At 49.0% G+C, this 18,016-nt stretch carries 16 protein-coding genes; 2 read left to right on the top strand and 14 right to left on the bottom strand.

Annotation, left to right across the window (positions count from 1 at the left end; all coding sequences use genetic code 11):
- Positions 1–21 precede the first annotated feature (21 nt).
- Positions 22–1,038 (top strand): asparaginase, encoded by a 1,017-nt coding sequence (gene ansA / locus A10D4_RS01910; RefSeq protein ID WP_008487382.1) that lies wholly within the window; start codon positions 22–24, stop codon positions 1,036–1,038.
- Between the two features lie 50 nt (positions 1,039–1,088).
- Here ansA and A10D4_RS01905 read toward each other — a convergent pair whose 3' ends face one another.
- Positions 1,089–3,053, bottom strand: coding sequence for a sensor domain-containing diguanylate cyclase (locus A10D4_RS01905; RefSeq protein ID WP_008487381.1), 1,965 nt, complete (start codon positions 3,051–3,053; stop codon positions 1,089–1,091).
- A gap of 145 nt (positions 3,054–3,198) precedes the next feature.
- Between A10D4_RS01905 and A10D4_RS01900 the strand changes: the two genes are divergently transcribed.
- Positions 3,199–4,587 (top strand): sodium-dependent transporter, encoded by a 1,389-nt coding sequence (locus A10D4_RS01900; protein ID WP_008487380.1) that lies wholly within the window; start codon positions 3,199–3,201, stop codon positions 4,585–4,587.
- 25 nt (positions 4,588–4,612) lie between these two features.
- On the opposite strand, the gene A10D4_RS01895 is transcribed toward A10D4_RS01900, so the two are convergent.
- The 13 genes from A10D4_RS01895 to A10D4_RS01835 form a co-directional block, all read right to left on the bottom strand.
- Positions 4,613–6,799 (bottom strand): sensor histidine kinase, encoded by a 2,187-nt coding sequence (locus A10D4_RS01895; RefSeq protein WP_008487379.1) that lies wholly within the window; start codon positions 6,797–6,799, stop codon positions 4,613–4,615.
- 202 nt (positions 6,800–7,001) lie between these two features.
- On the bottom strand, positions 7,002–8,495 hold the full coding sequence (locus tag A10D4_RS01890; RefSeq protein ID WP_008487378.1) for a bifunctional 2-methylcitrate dehydratase/aconitate hydratase: 1,494 nt from the start codon (positions 8,493–8,495) through the stop codon (positions 7,002–7,004).
- Positions 8,496–8,980: 485 nt separating this feature from the next.
- Complete coding sequence (locus A10D4_RS01885; RefSeq protein WP_008487376.1) at positions 8,981–9,757, bottom strand: TatD family hydrolase; 777 nt, start codon at positions 9,755–9,757, stop codon at positions 8,981–8,983.
- 38 nt (positions 9,758–9,795) lie between these two features.
- Entirely contained in the window at positions 9,796–10,116 is a 321-nt protein-coding gene (locus A10D4_RS01880; protein ID WP_008487375.1) for a hypothetical protein, read from the bottom strand.
- Entirely contained in the window at positions 10,092–11,060 is a 969-nt protein-coding gene (locus A10D4_RS13550) for a DNA polymerase III subunit delta' (protein ID WP_008487374.1), read from the bottom strand. The genes A10D4_RS01880 and A10D4_RS13550 overlap by 25 nt, the downstream gene beginning before the upstream one ends.
- A gap of 2 nt (positions 11,061–11,062) precedes the next feature.
- Entirely contained in the window at positions 11,063–11,680 is a 618-nt protein-coding gene (tmk, locus tag A10D4_RS01870; RefSeq protein ID WP_008487373.1) for a dTMP kinase, read from the bottom strand.
- Positions 11,670–12,743 carry an endolytic transglycosylase MltG gene (gene mltG, locus A10D4_RS01865; RefSeq protein WP_008487372.1) on the bottom strand — a complete coding sequence of 358 codons (1,074 nt, stop codon included), beginning with the start codon at positions 12,741–12,743 and terminating at the stop codon, positions 11,670–11,672. Before mltG ends, tmk begins: the two co-directional genes overlap by 11 nt.
- A gap of 45 nt (positions 12,744–12,788) precedes the next feature.
- Complete coding sequence (pabC, locus tag A10D4_RS01860) at positions 12,789–13,595, bottom strand: aminodeoxychorismate lyase (RefSeq protein ID WP_008487371.1); 807 nt, start codon at positions 13,593–13,595, stop codon at positions 12,789–12,791.
- A gap of 12 nt (positions 13,596–13,607) precedes the next feature.
- Positions 13,608–14,846 (bottom strand): beta-ketoacyl-ACP synthase II, encoded by a 1,239-nt coding sequence (gene fabF / locus A10D4_RS01855; protein WP_008487370.1) that lies wholly within the window; start codon positions 14,844–14,846, stop codon positions 13,608–13,610.
- Between the two features lie 97 nt (positions 14,847–14,943).
- Entirely contained in the window at positions 14,944–15,183 is a 240-nt protein-coding gene (gene acpP / locus A10D4_RS01850; protein ID WP_008487367.1) for an acyl carrier protein, read from the bottom strand.
- Between the two features lie 117 nt (positions 15,184–15,300).
- The gene (gene fabG / locus A10D4_RS01845; protein ID WP_008487366.1) at positions 15,301–16,038 is read right to left on the bottom strand and encodes a 3-oxoacyl-ACP reductase FabG; all 738 of its coding nucleotides are present in this window, start codon (positions 16,036–16,038) and stop codon (positions 15,301–15,303) included.
- Positions 16,039–16,066: 28 nt separating this feature from the next.
- Entirely contained in the window at positions 16,067–16,990 is a 924-nt protein-coding gene (gene fabD / locus A10D4_RS01840) for an ACP S-malonyltransferase (RefSeq protein ID WP_008487365.1), read from the bottom strand.
- A 65-nt stretch (positions 16,991–17,055) separates the two neighbouring features.
- Entirely contained in the window at positions 17,056–18,015 is a 960-nt protein-coding gene (locus tag A10D4_RS01835; RefSeq protein ID WP_008487364.1) for a beta-ketoacyl-ACP synthase III, read from the bottom strand.
- Position 18,016: the final 1 nt, after the last annotated feature.

The following is an 18,016-nucleotide window of genomic DNA, read 5'->3' as shown; positions in this document are numbered from 1 at the left end:
GGTCGCGAAAAGGATGTGCAAGTGAACAAAAAACGAATCTACGTTGCTTATACCGGTGGTACCATTGGTATGCGAAAGTCAGCACAAGGCTATGTCCCTGTGCCCGGCTTTTTAACCGAGTGCGTTAATAAAATGCCGGAGTTTTTCCGCGACGAAATGCCTCACTTCAGCATCAATGAATATACGCCGTTAATGGATTCATCGGATATGTCACCGAGTGATTGGCAACATATCGCCGACGACATTCAAGCCAATTACCGTGATTACGATGGTTTTGTCATTCTGCACGGCACCGATACCATGGCGTATACTGCCTCGGCATTATCGTTTATGCTAGAGAATCTGTCTAAGCCAGTTATCGTAACGGGTTCCCAGATCCCGCTAGCGGCGTTACGCTCTGATGGCCAAACTAATTTGCTTAACGCCTTATATATCGCCGCTAACTATCCTATCCACGAAGTGTCACTATTTTTTAATAACCGCCTTTATCGTGGCAACCGCGCAACAAAAGCTGATGCCAATGGCTTTAATGCCTTTGCGTCACCGAATTATCCGGCGTTATTAAATGCCGGTATTCAAATCACGCTGGACGCTGGTGAGCTTAAGCCTATTGTGCAACAAGACTTAAGTGTCAGTGGCATTACCCCACAACCGATTGGTGTAGTGACCTTGTACCCTGGGATTTCCCATGAAATCGTCGATAACTTGCTACAACAACCGGTTAAAGCATTGATCATGCAAAGTTATGGGGTTGGCAACGCGCCGCAGAATGAGAAGCTGTTGTCGCGCTTAGCGCGTGCCGTCGAACAAGAAATCGTCGTACTCAATCGTACTCAGTGTTTTCAGGGACGAGTCAATATGAGTGGCTACGCCACCGGTCACGGACTGGCCGAAGTTGGCGTTGTCGGCGCGAGTGATATGACCATTGAGGCAGCTTTGACAAAACTACATTACTTACTGTCAAAATCTTTGCCTTACGCGCAATTAACAGAATTATTGCAGCAAGACTTACGTGGTGAATTAAGCGTGGTGAATTAAACCGGTGCAATAAAGCGGGCTTAATCGAGCCCGCTCTATCCAACGATAATTTACTGCTCGTTATCAGCAACCACCACCCGGTTACGCCCTTCGCTCTTCGCTTGGTAAGAGGCTTTATCAGCTCGTCTTAACCAGTCGTTGATATATTCGTTTGCTTGAAACTCAGCCACCCCGATACTACTCGTTAAGGCGCTGACGTATGGTGACTGCTCTAGCTCTAGAGCATCAATTTCGGCTCTAATTTGCTCGGCAATCGGTATCGCTTGCTGAACATTACAATGACATAACACCACGACAAATTCGTCACCGCCAATGCGCGCAGCAATATCTTGCTCGCGTATTTGCGCCTTAATAATTTGTCCGATCGCGCGTAACACGCGATCGCCCATTTCATGCCCTTGATTATCATTAATGGCTTTGAAAAAATCTAAATCGATAGCCAAAAGACTGCTAGTTTGATTTTCTTTTGTACAAGCTCGATAACAAAGCGAAATTGCTTCTTCATACCCGCGACGATTCAATAAACCCGTTAATGGATCATTATTAGCCGCCGTTTCTAGCGCTTTTTCACGTTCATAACGTTCGCTAATATCAACGATAGTTGCCAGCGATCCTAGTAGTTCGCCATCACGAACCACTGGATAGCCCTGACAATTGACCCAAACCCAATCACCGTTGGGTTTTTCATAAGGATGGTCGAAACTAAAGTAACGACCATACTTAAAGACCTGTTGCCAATGACGTTGCAACTGCTCACGATATGTTTCTGGGATCTGCTGCAACCACCGGCCTTGTTCAAAAAAATCACTCGGCCAACCGGTAATACGAGTCGCGGCTGAATTAACAAACTCCGCTTTTCCTTGCTCATCCGCCACCCACATGCCCACGTTAGAGGCTTCTAAAATAGTGGTTAAATAGCCTTGTCGGGCAACCAGTTGGCGATGGCTGTTCTGATTCTCTCGTAGTTGCTGGTTAAAGCTATCGATGACTCGATCGAGGTCTTGATAGCCAGACAGTGAGATTTGACTACGCTGGCCCGATTGCACACGACCAATATCGCGGGCTAATAGCGATAGTTTACGTAACTGCAATTGTACAATGAAGGCAATTAACAACAGCAATACCGCGCCGACAACAACAAACAGTAATGTCTGCAATTTACCGTAAAGTTGCGCGTTTTCCTGCGCTTCACTGGATGGCAATACACTGACAGCAACCCATGAATACCCCGGTAACTGCGCAAAAGACTGTAAGGTTTCAACTTGTTTGTAATTGAGGCGCTCGACGGTACCATTCCACCCCTGACGCGCTTGTTTTAAATACTGAAAAAAGTCCGATTCGGTGACATGCTTCATCAGTAATTGCGGATCAGGATGAGCGATAATGTTATTGTCGCCACTAAACAACGCGACATAACCCGCCTCACCCACTGAGGCTTCACGAATCCGCTTGAGTAAATGGTTATTCTGTAAATCAAAACCCGCCACGACCACGCCTAACAACTTTCCCGTCTCGTCGCGTACAGCATGACTGAGGTTTATCATCGGAATATCCGGTAAGTTGCCATTGCTGACAAAAAACGGTTCGCTAATGACTACGGATTGACTGCGTAAAGCTTCACGGTAATAGCCTCGTTCGCTGACATCATAGCCACGACGTATCCCTAAGTCTGGCCATTCGTCTTTAATAATGCCGTCGGCGCCGACAACCAGCAGGTTGTCAAACAACACCCGTAAGCCGGATTCGTCGCGCAATAGTGGCTGACCGTATTCGGTATGGGTATGGCGAAAAGACCATTGTCGAATCGCCTCTTTGCGCGTATCCAGCATAAACCGAATCGAGTCAGCAATACGCTTAGTGCTTTCGGTGAGCTGCTGCCCAGCAACTTCATTGGCAAGTTGTCGTTGCAATTGATAAGCACTGACGATTAATACCGTAATAGCGACACAGATACTAAAAAACACACTCCAAAAAAGCTGTGCGGTTAGCGTTCTGCGAAAGCGAAATTTAAACATGACTAGCGCCTTAAACACGCGATCTGAACAAATGTTATATCAACGTTAATAGCTAAAAAGATCAAGTAGAATTTACATGCTTTAAGATGATCACCCAAACAACAGAAAAGCCACGACAACTGATGACATTCGTGAGCAAATCAGTATGCTGTTTGACAACGCTTATAACGATAACAATATTATGGACACTCAGCAGACCAATTCACCCGCCTTCTCATCGCGCTTAGGCTTTATTCTTGCGGCAGCGGGTTCTGCCGTCGGCGTCGGTAATATCTGGGGCTTCCCAACCCAAGCAGCCAGTAACGGCGGTGGTGCTTTTTTATTGGTGTATTTGGTCATGATTGTGTTGCTTGCCTATCCGATGTTAGTTGCCGAAGTAACCATTGGTCGCTTACGCCAACGCAATCCGGTGGCCTCGCTACGTAGCCTGTCTGAACGTCCTTGGTTGCGTCGTTTCGGCGCTACCAGCGGTATTGTTGGTTTGCTCGTGTTAGCGTTGATCCTCAGTTTTTATGCCATCGTATCCGGCTGGTTATTAGCCTATATGTTAGCGCCGTTAATGTCGCTACTTGGCCTCACACAAACAGCAACGTGGTTAACCGAATTTTCCATCACACGTAATATCAGCATGATGGTGATTTTTATGCTGCTAACCATTTACGTGGTACGTGCTGGTGTTAGCCAAGGTATCGAGCGCTGGTCGCGACGCTTAATGCCGTTATTATTTATTCTCTTGTTGCTGATGGCAGCCTATATTTTAACCTTGCCGGGCGCCTTAGACGGATTAAAAATGTATCTGGTGCCTGATTTTAGCCGCATTAACGATCCTGACTTAATCATTCGAGCTATGGGCCAAGCCTTTTTTTCATTATCCATCGGCGTCTGCTGCATGATGACTTACGGCGCGTACCTATCGCGTGATGCCAACCTTCCGAAAACCACGGCTTGGGTGGCCGGTATCGACACGCTGGTGGCGTTCTTAGCGGGCTTGCTGATCCTACCGGCGATGTTTGCCGCGCAAGCCAACGGTGTAGCCATTTATGCGGCTGACGGTAGTTTACTGTCTGCCGATACCTTGGTGTTCACAGTATTACCCGCGATGTTCGATACCTTAGGCGGCGCCGGACCCTATGCCGCATTTGGCTTCTTTTTATTGATGACCATCGCTGCCGTAACCTCGTCGATTTCGATGTTGGAAGCGCCGGTTAATACCCTTTGTGAGGAAACACAGAGTCGCCGCAATGGCGTGGTCTGGTTGGTAGCCGGCAGCATTGCCATATTCTCGGCGATTATCGTATTTAATTTTGATGCGTTATTTGGTTTGGTGGTTACCGTTACTACGGTGTATATGCAACCGTTAATGGCGTTGATATTTGGTGTCATGCTGACTTGGGTATTACGTCAGCACTTGTTATTAAGAGCATTGCAGCAAGGCGCTGAAAATATCGAGACCAGTTACTTTTGGCGTATCTGGCCTTGGTACGTCAAATTTATCTGTCCTTTACTCATTTTGCTGGTGATGTGGCGTGGCTAATCCAACCACGCCTCAATCAGACTGATTAATTTAATTGGCGGTCGGGCATCTTTGGTAATTGTAGCAAGACCCGAGAGCCCTTTTGTGTTTGCTCATCAATGCGCAAGTCGGCGTTGAGTAAGGTGGCTAAATGACGGCTTAGCGCAAGCCCTAAGCCAACAGCGCTCACCGGCTCGTCACGCTTGGCTAACTCAGGCCATTGAATAAACGCTTGTTGTGTGTCGAGTTCTGCCGGCATACCGGCGCCCACATCACTCACGGTAAGTAACAAGTGTTGTTGCTGATCGCGTAATTTCACCTGAATAACTTTACCCGGTGGACTGTGCTGAATGGCATTATCAAGCAGATTCAGGATAATAAGCCGTAAGTAACGACGGTCAGCCCAGGCGTAAGCCGCTTCCGGCACCTCGAAATGCAGTGTCAGACGTCGCTGCTCGGCACAAGGTAATAATTGTTGGTCAAGCTGCTGCAATAATTCTGATAGATTAACCACCGCAGCCTCAGGCGCAATCGCGTCCATTTGCCACGCTAAATAGGTAACCAAATTATGTAACTGACGACTCCACTGCTGCCGCTGACAGCGCTGTGCTAGGCTATCGTCACTCAATTCAAGTTGATCTAACCAGTCCAGCAATGGCGACACCAATAGCTGTTCAAAGCGCGGTAAGCCGCGCTGCCAAACAGCGTTTTGTTGCTGTTGTTGCGCGACTAATTGCTGTTGCTGCTGTTGTTGTTGATACCACTCAGTAACGTCAATATGCAGCCCGTTTATCAGCGTTTGACCATTCTCTGATTCGGCGCATACTGCATATGCTCGTAGCCAACGTGCTGGGCTAGTGGCGGTGGCCCGTAACTGAAAGTCGATGTGATCAGCCAGCGTTTCACGTGTCTCTGTTTGACAGTGGAAGGTCAATACCGCGTGCCGTTGTTGTTTGTCCAGCAACACGGCGAACTGTTCGATGGCGTAAGTTTTGGCCGCACTGATACCCTCGGCATCAGCCATCATAACGGTGATTCGACGTGTTTGCGGCTGATACTGCCAAGGCCGATACAGGCCATGTCGTTGAAGCAAACCGACGAGCTGTTGCTGCTCTTGCAGTGCTAACTGTTGTTGCTGTTGCTGACGCTGGTTAGACGTCAACTCTTGAGCAAGCTGCTGAAGTTCGCGACTGTATAACGCGTTAATGTCAGTGTCTGGCTGACCAAGCAAGGCTTGGCTAGCGGCACTTAACGCACGTTGCTGGCGCGCTAATAACGCGCTTGCCAATATGCTCGACAGCAACCACAGCAGCACTATCGCTGCACTGGCATGCAGTAGTGAGCACGGTATGGTGGTTGGCCATTGTCCTTGTCGCAGTGCCATATATGTCTGTTGCAGCGGTGTCTCGGGCACAATCACCAAGCCCTGCCATGGGAAATTCGGCAATGCGCTAAAGTGTTGCCGCTGGCCCAGCCAACGCTGTTGTAGCCAGCGATAACGGGTGTCACTTTCGGGTAAACGAGTTAACCTTTGTGACCGCAAATCGGCCAGTGCCGCGCTGCCGCTGGTTAACTCGGCTAGCAGCTCATCGGTATCGCCATCAATGAATAAGTAGCGGCTATCCACAGTCATTTTGCCGACCCGTTGTACCAACGCATGAATCGGCAACTGAAAAGCCAAATATTGGGGTCTTAGCTGACCATCGTAGACTTCCGATACCAGTGTTAACTGTGCCACTCGTTCCGCTGTTGCTGGCATTATTAGCCAACGACAAGGGCAATTGACGTTAGTCGCTGACGATGCTGGCTCGGCGGGCGACTTTGCGGCATCCGCCAGCCACTGATTAACGCTCGCCAACGATAAGCGTTGCAATCGAGCTTGTGGCCAACGTTGTAGACTTTCGGGCAAGCTCGTCGACGTCAGTGACGTCGAGGCGGACGTTAACGATAAGCCCGGTAACGGCTGACGGCTTGATAAGTAAGCGGCAAAATCCTGCTGAAACAGCTGCAGTTCGCTTTCAACAGCGGTCTGCCATGCTGCTGCCTCGCGTGCTAACGATTGTCGTTGCTGGTTCTGTTGGCTAAGCCATGTGGTATAAAACCATGCCGCAATAGCGACGACGCTGAACATGGCCGATAGCACAATAAAAGCCGCTAGCGTGCGCCGATATCGTTGCCTAAACGTCGGTAATAGCTTTATTTTTGATTTCGGTTCCGCGGCAACCCTAGGCATAGTCAACGTCCCTATTATGATTCTGTATCGGTAACAAACCGGCGGGCTGAATGCCCTGAATCACCCGCCAGTAGCGCCAATAGAGTCGAATTAAATAGGAAAGTTCCGGTTAGCCCATGTAAAGGTTGAGCAATCAACCATTATCGTCTTGGCTATCCGCAGGCACCAATCTTAGGTACTAATCCAGATACTCACTCCATTACTATGAAGAAGTGCTAAATAAGCCCATAAACTCATCAACTGGCGTTGCTATCAGCCGTTCGTGATCGTTGCAAAGCTCAAATAAATGTTGGCTTTGCTGTGTCGCGAAACGCGTTGCTAAATTACGGCGGAATTTTTGTGTTAACAGGGGTAACCCCTCTTGTCGACGTTTACGATGACCGACCGGATACTCAACGGCCACCGTTTCGGTTTCACTGCCATCGTTAAAAGTGATAGATAACGCATTAGCGATTGAACGTTTATCAGGGTCTAAATAGTCTTGGCTATACTGTGAGTTTTCTTTGATAACGATCCGTGCGCGCAAATCATCAATCAGATCAGCGTGTTGTTGATGAAATTCGTCTTCGTAATATTCCGCTTTTAAATCACCAAAAATCAACGCGACTACGGTCATATATTGTAAGCAGTGATCGCGGTCAGCGGGATTAGCCAACTGCCCTTCTTTGGAAATAATGCGGATGGCCGACTCATGGGTCGTCAAAGTAATTTGCTTTATATCCTGCAATCGTTGTTTAACCTGTGAATGCAAACTGATAGCCGCTTCACACGCTGTTTGCGCATGAAACTCGGCGGGAAAAGCAATTTTAAACAAAATGTTTTGCATCACGTAGCTAGCAAATGGCTGGGTTAGTTTAAATTGGCGTTGCTCGGGTGGTTTCAGTTGCTGATCGCGGTTAGTTTTACTAAAGAGTACATCGTAAAATCCCCATTGCGGCGCCGTTAATGCGCTAGGAATGCCCATTTCGCCGCGCATGGCAATATCGGCCAAGCGCACCGCTCGCGAGCTAGCGTCACCAGCTGCCCAGGATTTACGAGAGCCAGCATTGGGAGCATGCCGATAGGTGCGCAATGCCTGACCGTCCACCCATGCATGAGATATTGCCGACATTAATTGCTCTCGATTGGCCCCCATTAAAGCGGCGGCGACTGCCGTTGAAGCGACTTTGACCAACACCACATGGTCTAACCCTACCCGATTAAAACTGTTTTCAAGTGCCAAAATGCCCTGAATCTCATGGGCGATGATCATGTAGTGTAAAACGGTTTTCATCGTTAACGGCGCTTGTTGCTGACGCTGACGACGTTGAGAAACATGGTCAGCGACCGCTAAAATCGCGCCCAGATTATCTGAGGGATGTCCCCACTCGGCCGCTAGCCAAGTGTCGTTGTAATCCAGCCAACGAATAATACAACCGATATCCCAAGCGGCCTTAACTGGATCTAACTGCGACGCAGTACCGGGTACACGAGCGCCATCAGGCACAATGGTACCAGCGACCAGAGGGCCTAAATGTTTGCTGCACTCAGGAAAACGTAAAGCTAATAAACCACAACCTATAGAATCCATCAGGCAATAACGCGCTGTCTGCCATGCCTCGTCGCTATCTGGCTGATAACTTAATACATAATCGGCAATTTGCTGAATCACCGTATCGTATGCGGGGCGTTGATTGCTTTCTACATGATTGGCCATAATCGTTGTGCTCCTTGCATCAAAAATGTTTGCCGCTAGGAAAAGGCGGTCACGCTGAACCGATAACTAAGCGTAGTTTATTATCATACGCGACTGTGCTGATTTAGATTGCCGGTTGAGATGACTAAGTAACGAACGACGTCAGCGCGAGTATCGCTAAAGTAAATACAGATAAAAAAAGCCCGGAACCAATCCAGATTGTTCCGGGCATAGGGGAATGGCTCAATGGATGAGCCGTGCGCTAACTCGGTGACTGTTTAAGAGGTTAAAGCTGAGCCAGATTGGCGGTATCGAACGTTGTCAAAAAACCATTCAGCGACTGCTTAACTTTTAAACAATGAGTAACTTTTTAGTCTAGCCAAAAAAAACCTGATTGCTAATTTTTGTGGATATTTATTTTTATTTAGCAACATTAGTCTAGCTAACTTGTACGCACGCTCCACACAGGTTACCCACAGCTTTTACTGCGCAGGTAAGACTAGCCGCTATGCCTCACCGAATAACTGGTAATAGTTTTCACGAGTCACGCGAGCGACAGTCTCTAAACGCTCGCCTTTTACATCTGCGACCCATTTGGCGACATCAGCGACGTAAGCGGGCTGATTCTGTTTACCACGATGCGGTACCGGTGCTAACCATGGGCTATCGGTCTCGATAAGTAGCTTATCAAGTGGCAGTGCTTTGACTGTAGCACGCAGTGCTTCAGCATTTCGAAAGGATACGATGCCCGATATCGAGATCATAAAATCGAGTTCATCAATAGCCTGCTTTGCCATCTCGGTCGACTCAGTAAAGCAATGTAATACACCGCGACAACGTTGCGCTTGCCCAGCTTTCAAAATCGATAAGGTATCTTGCTGCGCATCACGCGTGTGAATGATCAGCGGCTTGTTCAGCTCGACGGCGACCTCGACATGGTTAGCAAAATGCGCTTGTTGCTGAGCCTTACTATCTTTATCGTAAAAATAGTCCAAACCGGTTTCGCCAATCGCTACCACCCGAGGATCAGCAGCAAGCGCTAGCAAAGCGTTTTTATCAACCGCTTGATCGGCCACATAAAGCGGGTGCACACCGCAAGACATAGAGACTTGCGCAAATTGCTCAACCGCCGCTCGCATCTTTGGATACTCGTCCAAGGTGACACTGACACAAAGCATACGCTCTACCCCAGCAGCTTCAGCCTGACTCACCACAGCAGCCAAGTCACCGCCAAACTCGTCGAGCTTTAAACGGTCGAGGTGGCAATGTGAATCAACAAACATGAACGTCCTCCTACTCCGGGTACGGAGTGCTTTAATACTTAGAATGGCTTTGCATGACTTAAAAATGCGTCGATATACTGCTGTGTTTGTTCACTCGGGTCAATAAAACGCAATAGCAGCCAAGGCCACTGCTGAGCACCTTGCGCTAACGCAATCACTTCGACCTGCGCCGTTAACCATTGCTGGTTAGGTAAACCAATACGTATTTTAAATGAATGCCCAAGTTGTGCTTGCGCAGCAGATAGCTGCGTGGCTGCAATCGCTAACACGCCGCCTTCAAAAAAGTCACCGTAGCTGGCTGTTAATGCAGCTATTGACGGAAACTGATACTCAATCACCAGCGTTGACCATGCTGCCATGTCAGCCATTGCTGCTGTAATAACAGATTGATAGCCAGTCCTTTTTGTTCATGCTGCCAACGCAATAGTTGCTGCGCCTGATGTAACCAATGCTGCAAACTATCCACATCGACAGCCGCTTGTATTAACCATTGTTTAATCGCTGTCTGTAACTGCGGATAGCGTAACTGTTGGTGGTTCAAAGCTGAACTGACTCGCACCAGCTCTTGCAGCGTTTCTATACTGGCTTGCAACCAATCTCCCGCCTGTTCACGATCGTTTAGCGTTGGCCACGGCTGTTGTTGCACTAATGCCAAGAGTAACTGTTCGGTATGATCCGTTACCTCAGTATCGCTTTGTTGCAAATACGCTAGTGCCGCCAATGGCCGCTCCGTAAAACGCTGTAAAACCGACTCGTCAATGGCAACCTGACCACTATATTGAGCTAGCCATTGTTGCAGTATATCGCGTTTCGGTGGCTGTACCTGATAACGCTGTAAGCGACTCGCGATAGTCGGCAGCAGCTGCCCGTAGCGGCTTGGTGCAACCACAATATAAGTATCGTCGGTCGGCTCTTCTAAGGTTTTTAATAACGCATTGGCGGCAGCATCAGTCATTTGCTCTGCCCGCATCAACAGGGCTACCTTGCTTTGTCCCTGATTTGCCGTAGACGATAAACGCGTCGATAACTGACGGATATCGTCAACACCAATACGCGCATCAGCTTCGCCCAAACGATAAAAGTCCGGGTGCGTGCCAGCCTGAAAAAGTTGACAGGATTTACACTTTCCACAAGCACTCAATGGCTTTGGAGTAAGACACAGTAGCCGTTGTGATAAGGTTTGCAGCAAGTTATCGGTAGCCAATTCGGGCTGCCACAAAATACCAATAGCATGTGCCAGCCGTTGCTGCTGCAAGGCTTGCATCAATTGTTGCCAACTATCTCTTAGCCACGGATAACGCATGATTAAAACAACTTCGCCTCTATTGCCTGTAAAATCGCTTGATGCACATCAGTCATAGATTGATTGGCATCGATAACGACAATCTGCGGATCACGCGCAGCAATCGCTAAATAGCGTTGTCGGGTGCGTTGAAAAAACTCAATATGCTCTTGTTCAATGCGATCTAATTCGCCCCGTTCACGAGCTCGCTGTAAACCGGTTTCTTCGTCAACATCGAGTAGTAAGGTTAAATCCGGTTGGAAATCACCTAACACCAAACGTTTTAAGTTAACTAACAGCTCATCGCCAAGTTGACGACCACCACCTTGATAGGCTCGCGACGATAAATCGTGGCGATCACCGATAACCCAACGGCCTTTTGCCAATGAGGGTTTAATCACATTATCAACCAATTGCACACGACTGGCATACATTAGCAGCAACTCGGTTTGCGGACTCACTCGCTCTTGCCAAGACTGCTTAACTAACTGGCGTAGTTGCTCAGCCAGCGGCGTGCCGCCCGGCTCGCGAACCGTTTCGGGGCGAATACCTTTAGCCTGCAAATGCGCAACAATACTGGCAATTGCAGAACTTTTTCCTGCTCCCTCCAAGCCTTCAATGGCTATAAATTTACCGCTCATCGGAATCCTTGTTGTTAACGTCATGATGAGTTACATCGTTGTCTTCTGGCATAATACCACGCTGGTAACGGTTAACCGCGCGGTTATGTTGCTGCAACGTTTCTGAAAACACATGCTCACCCTTACCATTAGCGACAAAATAGTAATAATCAGACGCAATCGGCGCCGCGGCTGCTTGTAATGACGCTAATCCGGGCATGGCAATAGGCGTCGGTGGCAAACCGTCGATACGATAAGTATTAAACGGCGTTTTTTCACGCAAGTGAGCACGGGTTAAGTTACCGTCAAAATCACTGATACCATAAATTGTGGTGGGATCAGATTGTAGTCGCATGCCCTTACGCATACGGTTTGCAAATACCGATGCGACCAGTTCGCGCTCACTGGCGACGCCGGTCTCTTTTTCGATGATCGAAGCCAAAATGACGAGTTCATAGGGGGTGCTAACGGTCACTTGATCGTTACGTTGCTGCCAAACCTGCTGTAATTCGTCCTGCATACGCTGATAAGCCTGTCGCAACAACACTAAGTCACTGGTGTAAGCGGTGTAACTATACGTATCAGGGAACAACATGCCCTCCAAGCTTTGCCAATCCGAAGATGCGGCTATTGCCTGCTGTAATTGTGTCGCCGACAGCGTTGCACTGTCATACTGCAAATAGGGCTGTTCAGCTAGCCGCTGCAACCACTGTTGCAGCGTTTGACCTTCCACTAAGGTGACGCGAAATTGATGCTGCTCGCCCGCGCTTAAACGTTGCCAAAAGTCAGCCAATGTATCACCCACTTGCAACTGATAAACGCCCGCTCGAATAGCACCGCCAACACGTTGGATGCGTGAGCTCCAGTAATAGCTGTCAATCTCGTCGATGGTGATTGGCGGCTCAGGCAATATCTTCATGTCAGATAATTGCCGCAACACCGAGCGCGCATGGCTGCCCGGCTTCACTTCAATCAGCTGCGCTTGTTTAACTTGCAGAGGTTGTTGTAACAGATACTGGCTACCAAACCATAAGCTGCCAATCAGTACCATGATCAATAAAAATACGCCTGCCATAAATTTCATATATCCCTACTATCCTATATCCTGCTTGCTAATAGCTTGGTCGCGTCAAGGCGCTACGATTTGCTGCAATACAGCTGGCAACTCGGGGAAACTGACTACTTTACCATTAATTTTATTGACCGGCACAGCACCGCGTACGCTGTTACAAATAAAGGCATTATCGACATCTTTAAAGTCTTTTAGCGCAATACGTACCTGTTTAACGTCTCCCAGCCAACCCTGATTTAAGATCAGCTGACGAGCGACACCGTCGATACCCGCTTCGGCTAAACAGGGGGTAAACCATTGTGAGCCCTGTTGCCAAAATAAATTGCCAGCAGCGGCCTCGACCAAATAGCCGTCGGTATCACACACCAGCGCATCCTGCCATGGCAGTTGCGCCAATTCACGCTGAATCATCACTTGCTCTAAACGCGCTAAGGTTTTTAAACCGGCAAACAATGGCTGTTTCGCCAACCTTGTGGTGACTTCGCCAATATCGATTGAGACTTGCTTAGCTGGCAGCGCTGCTGTACTGATGTACCATTGCGCACGTTCGGCATTGGCCATACCGTTACTGGCATAGCCACGACCACCGCAACCCCGCGTAATGATCACTTTCACTACCGCTTGTTGTTGGCCCTGAGTAGCTTCGGCAATGGTGTCGAGTAGTTGTTGCTCGGAAGGAGGTTGTTGAATCGCTAGACGTTGGTTAGCAGCACACAAGCGACGCCAATGGTAATCCCACCACAATGGATGCTGCTGCCAACGCATGGTGGTGAAATGACCGTCTGCAAACTGTAAGCCGCGATCGAGACCATCGTCTAACGATAGCGTCGTCGCGGCTTGACCATTTACCCATAGCGCTGCCATTATTGGCCACCGTTAAACGCGGCTAAACACCAATGAACCATTTGTTCCGCCAAAACCGAATGAATTACACAACACATGGTTGAGCTTAGCATCTCGGCTATGGTGTGGCACATAGTCTAAATCGCATTCTGTATCAGGATTATCCAGATTGATCGTCGGTGGTACTTGCTGATGCTGTAACGCTAATACCGAGAAAATAGCCTCTACCGCACCCGCTGCACCCAGCAGATGACCCGTCATTGACTTAGTAGAACTGACCATCACTTGTTTAGCGTGCGCGCCGTATACGGCTTTGATGGCACGAGTTTCGGCAATATCACCAGCGGCCGTTGAAGTGCCATGGGCATTAATATAAGCCACTTGCTCGGCATTTAATTGAGCGTCTTTTAAGGCATTCCGCATCGCCAATGCCGCGCCACGGCCATCTTCCGGTGGCGAGGTGATATGAAACGCATCGGCGCTCATACCAAAGCCACTCAATTCAGCGTAAATCTTGGCTCCGCGAGCTTTCGCATGTTCATACTCTTCGAGTACCATAACACCTGCACCGTCACCCAATACAAAGCCATCACGGTCGCGATCCCACGGTCGACTCGCCGCTTGCGGATCGTCATTGCGGGTGGATAAGGCTCGGGCTGCACCAAAACCACCTAAGCCAAGCGGCGTCGAGGCCTTTTCTGCACCGCCAGCCAACATCACGTCGGCATCACCGTAGGCAATCACTCGGGCGGCCTGACCAATATTATGCACGCCGGTGGTACAGGCGGTAACTATCGCCATGTTCGGGCCGGTTAACCCAAACATCATCGATAAGTGCCCAGAAATCATATTAATAATGGTTGAGGGCACAAAGAAAGGCGACATTTTCCGTGGCCCGCCTTGCAGTAGCTTATTATGGTTTTCTTCGATTAAGCCCAAGCCACCAATACCCGAACTGACCATTACCCCAATTCGCTCGGCATTTTGCTCGCTAATCGCTAAGCCCGAATCACGCAACGCCTGCACACCGGCAGCGATACCGTACTGGATAAAATCATCCATTTTGCGCGCTTCTTTTGCACTGAGATAATCGGTCACAGGGAAATCTTTGACCAAGGCGGCAAAATGCGTAGAAAATTGACTGGTGTCGAAGTGATCAATACTGACCACACCGCTTGTTCCGGCGCTTAGTCCCTGCCAACTGGATTGCACATCATTGCCTAATGGCGACAACAATCCCATACCGGTAATGACGACGCGTCTTTTACTCAAGCCGAATTCCTCTTGCTGATCTGATGACCTTGCCAACGTCAAAAAACAGGCAAAAAAAAGGCGGAATTTAACATTCCGCCTCTCGTTCCATGTGCTGTTACTCTTGCGAGTGCGCCTTCACATAGTCGATGGCGGCTTGAACAGTTTTGATCTTTTCCGCTTCTTCGTCAGGAATTTCAGTTTCGAATTCCTCTTCCAAAGCCATCACCAATTCAACAGTATCAAGAGAATCGGCACCTAGGTCGTTTTCAAAAGAAGCTTCTGGCTTCACTTCTTCTTCTTTAACGCCAAGCTGTTCAATGATGATTTTTTTAACGCGTTCTTCGATATTACTCATGTTTTAAGATTCCCTCAATATTTGTCGCGAGAGTGAAATTGGCTGTAGTGTAGTGAAACCAGCCTCAATAATAAAGCAAAAATTTAAGCAAAAACGAGAGGTCGTACCCCTGCCCGCTTAAATCATCGCCATACCGCCATTCACATGAATGGTTTCACCGGTAATATAAGCGGCGCCTTTAGACGCTAAGAATACCACAGCAGCAGCTACTTCTTCAGGTTCACCGAGGCGCGTTGCCGGTATATTAGCAAAAATTGCCGACTTTTGGTCTTCGGTCAAGGCTTTCGTCATATCGGTATCGATAAAACCCGGTGCCACACAGTTGACAGTTACCCCACGGGCAGCAATTTCTTTTGCCAGAGACTTAGAGAAACCCACTAAACCCGCTTTTGCTGCACAGTAGTTCGTTTGTCCAGGATTACCCGTAGTGCCGACTACCGACGAAATATTAATGATGCGACCATGACGACGCTTCATCATACCACGCATGACAGCCTTACACAGGCGGAAAATCGCAGTCAGGTTGGTATCAATAACTGACTGCCACTCGTCATCTTTCATGCGCATCAGCAAGTTGTCCTGCGTAATACCAGCATTATTGACTAAAATATCGATTTTTTGATAATCGCTTTCGACTTGCTTAATCAAGCCGCTGACAGCCTCGCTATCGGTCACATTTAATGCCATGCCACAACCGCGTTCACCTAAATAGTCACTGATCGCCGTCGCACCTTTGTCACTGGTCGCGGTACCGATAACGGTGGCACCTGCCGCCGCTAACTGCTCGGCGATGGCACGGCCAATCCCCCGGCTAGCACCCGTCACTAAAGCCACTTGTCCTGTTAAATCAAACATCTTGTTGTCCTATCTATTATCGATGAATTTAGCTTAGCGCCTGCACGCTGGCCAAATCGTTTAGCGCAGCACAGCTCATAGTTTTTACAATACGCTTGTTTAACCCGCTTAACACTTTGCCAGGCCCCACTTCGTAGGCTTGTTCAACGCCTTGTTCGGCTAGCCAAGTAACCGTTTCGGTCCAGCGCACCGGCGAAAACAACTGCCGAACTAAAGCGTCACGAATGACGGCAGGATCTTGGCTTACCGCCACATCAACATTATTAACCACCGCCACTTTTGGCGCATTAATCTCAATCGAAGCCAGTAACTGCTGCAATTGCTCGGCAGCTGGCTGCATCAATGCACAATGCGAAGGTACGCTGACGGGTAGCGGTAACACCCGTTTAGCGCCCGCAGCTTTACAAGCTTCAGCGGCACGTTCGACGGCATGAATATCACCAGCGATCACCACTTGTCCTGGCGAATTATAGTTTACCGGCGCGACCACTTCACCGTTGGCGTTGTCGCGACAGGCCTGTGCAATCACATCATCGGCCAAGCCAATAATAGCCGCCATCGCACCTTTACCCGCAGGCACCGCTTGCTGCATGAATTCGCCGCGTTTAGCAACCAGTTTAACAGCATCAGCAAAGGCTAAAGCGCCGCTGCAAACCAGCGCCGAGTATTCACCCAAGCTATGACCAGCCATATAATCCGGTTGTGCCACACCTTGCTGTTGTAACACCCGAGCAATGGCCACACTGGCCGCCAATAGTGCCGGCTGCGTATGCTGTGTTTGATTTAACTCGGCTTCTGGACCTTGTTGTACCAATTGCCAAACATCGAAGCCGAGCGCATCGCTTGCCTCGGCGTAGGTTTCTTTAACCACGCCAAATTCATCAGCAAGGTCAGCCAACATACCGACTGCCTGTGAGCCCTGTCCGGGGAATAACCATGCTGTTTTTGCCATGAACATCCTCAATACTTTAGTTGATTGTAACGGCATTGCTATTGCTTCGTTTGCTGCCGACTAGGTTAATAAGTGACTAACGCCGATCCCCAAGCAAAACCACCGCCGAATGCTTCTAATAATAACCGTTGACCGCGCTGAATGCGACCATCACGAATAGCAACATCTAAGGCTATCGGTACCGAGGCAGCCGACGTGTTACCGGTATAATCTAGAGTTACCACGACTTGCTGCATCGACATTTTCAATTTTTTTGCGGTCGCGCTAATAATGCGCAGATTGGCTTGATGTGGCACCAGCCAATCGATATCAGCGGTAGTTAGCTGATTGGCTTGCAAGGTGTTAGTCACCAATTCACTCAGCTTGGTCACCGCCACTTTAAATACTTCGTTCCCCTTCATGTACATCCAGGCTTCACCAACACTCTCGACGTCGCCGCGACGCGGCATGCCCGCACCCAGTAACGAGGCATACTCGCCAGCGCTAAATAAGTGCGTTGAGTGAATACCCGGCTGCGGCGAACTTTCCAGTACCATGGCGCCGGCGCCGTCACCAAACAAAATCAGCGTGTTGCGGTCATCGGGACGACAAAGCCTTGATAACACGTCGCTACCCACCACCAGAATGCGGCGATACTGACCGCTGCGCAAATACTGATCGGCTACGCTCATGGCAAACATAAAACCAGAGCAAGCGGCGGCGACATCGAATGCTGGAATATTAGTGACGCCCAACGCGGCTTGTAACTCGCACGCTGCGCTGGGAAAAGCCCGATCGGCCGACGTGGTCGCAACCACGATCATGTCTAATTGCTGAGCATCACAGTCAGCTGCCTGCAATGCTTGTTGAGATGCGGCTAGCGCCATGCTAACAACGCTTTCATCGCTGCCAGCAATATGCCGTTGACGAATACCGGTACGTTCAACTATCCAGCTATCGGAGGTGTCGACCCGTTGTTCTAGGTCCGCATTGGTTAGCCGTTGGCGAGGCAAGTAATGACCCGTACCGGCAATTTTTGAATACATA

This window comes from Idiomarina xiamenensis 10-D-4 (genome assembly GCF_000299895.1).
In the GTDB taxonomy this organism is placed as follows: domain Bacteria; phylum Pseudomonadota; class Gammaproteobacteria; order Enterobacterales; family Alteromonadaceae; genus Idiomarina; species Idiomarina xiamenensis.
The sequence above is the reverse complement of the archived record's forward strand: the minus strand, read 5'-3'. Positions and strand labels throughout refer to the sequence as shown.